Origin of the sequence: Nocardia sp. CC201C (assembly GCF_030010695.1) — a bacterium.
In the GTDB taxonomy this organism is placed as follows: Bacteria; Actinomycetota; Actinomycetes; order Mycobacteriales; family Mycobacteriaceae; genus Nocardia; species Nocardia otitidiscaviarum.
Genome location: NZ_JASCXP010000722.1, coordinates 1 through 1,332, shown reverse-complemented (window position 1 = coordinate 1,332; position 1,332 = coordinate 1). Strand labels below are relative to the sequence as shown.

The following is a 1,332-nucleotide window of genomic DNA, read 5'->3' as shown; positions in this document are numbered from 1 at the left end:
GGCCCCGAGGCGTCACGGCCCAGCGTCCCAAGGCGTCACGACCCAACCTCGGGGGCGTCACGGCCCATCCCCGAAGCGTTGATCAGCCCCGTATGATTGCGCCTCAGCCTTGTTCGGCGAGGCGGACGAAAGCGGCGGTGTCGAGCGTTTCGCCGCGTGCGGTGGGCGCGATTCCCGCTGCGACGAGGCGCTTTTCGGCTTCGGCCGGGGAGCCCGCCCAGCCCGCCAATGCGGCGCGCAATGTTTTGCGGCGCTGCGCGAAGGCCGCGTCCACCACCGCGTAGACCCGCTGCCGGAACTCGGCGTCCTGCGGCCACGGGGAGACGGTGAAGCGGTCGATGCGGACCAGACCGGATTCGACCTGGGGCACCGGCCAGAAGATCTGTCGGCCGACGGTTCCGGCACGGCGGACCGGGCCGAAGAAGCCCGCCTTGACGCTGGGTACGCCGTAGACGCGACCGCCGGGCTCGGCGGCCAGGCGTTCGGCAACCTCCAGCTGCACCATGACAAGTGCGGTTCGGATACTGGGGAATTCGGCCATCAGCGTCAACAGCACCGGGACCGCGACGTTGTAGGGCAGATTCGCTACCAACGCCGTGGGCGCGGCGGGCAGGTCGGCGGCGGTGACCTTCATGGCGTCGGAGAGCACCACCGTCAGGCGGTCAGCCAGCTCGGGTGCGCGCGCCGCCACCGTATCGGGCAGGGCGCGGGCGAGCACCGGGTCGATCTCCACCGCGATCACCCGGTCGACCACATCGAGCAGCGCCAGGGTCAGCGAACCGAGGCCGGGTCCGACCTCCAGCACCACGTCCTCGGGGCCGACCCCCGCCGTGGTCACGATGCGCCGCATGGTGTTGGCATCGTGCACGAAGTTCTGACCGAGCTGTTTGGTCGGCCGCACCCCGAGCCGTTCGGCCAGCTCCCGCACTTCGACGGGACCCAGCAGAGCGGCTCGACCACGGGCGATATCGGACTCGGACACGCGCCAAACGTATCAACACGGCCACTCCGAGCACGCACCTGCCCGCGCGGCCGCTCGCCCCACGGCCACCCCGACGAACTCGACAACCACCACCACACGGCAACTCGACCACAGCCGCCCCACGCGTGAACCCGACAACAAGCTGCCACGCGACGACTCGCGCCCCACCGCCGTCGCACGACCACCGCGCCCCACCGCCATGCGGCCAGCAGCTCGACCACAGCGGCCCCACGGCCAAACCCGACGACGACCGCCACACGGCAACTCGACCACAGCCGCCCCACGAGCGAACCCGACAACGCCCGCCGCCACACGACGACTCGACCACGGCCGCCGCACGGGCGAACCCG

General features: G+C 71.2%; 1 protein-coding gene. It reads right to left on the bottom strand.

From position 1 onward, the window contains the following. Window positions 1-103 precede the first annotated feature (103 nt). Window positions 104-982: a 16S rRNA (adenine(1518)-N(6)/adenine(1519)-N(6))-dimethyltransferase RsmA gene (gene rsmA, locus QK444_RS36275; RefSeq protein WP_282786644.1), complete on the bottom strand. Its 879-nt coding sequence runs from the start codon at window positions 980-982 to the stop codon at window positions 104-106. Between the last annotated feature and the right edge of the window lie 350 nt (window positions 983-1,332).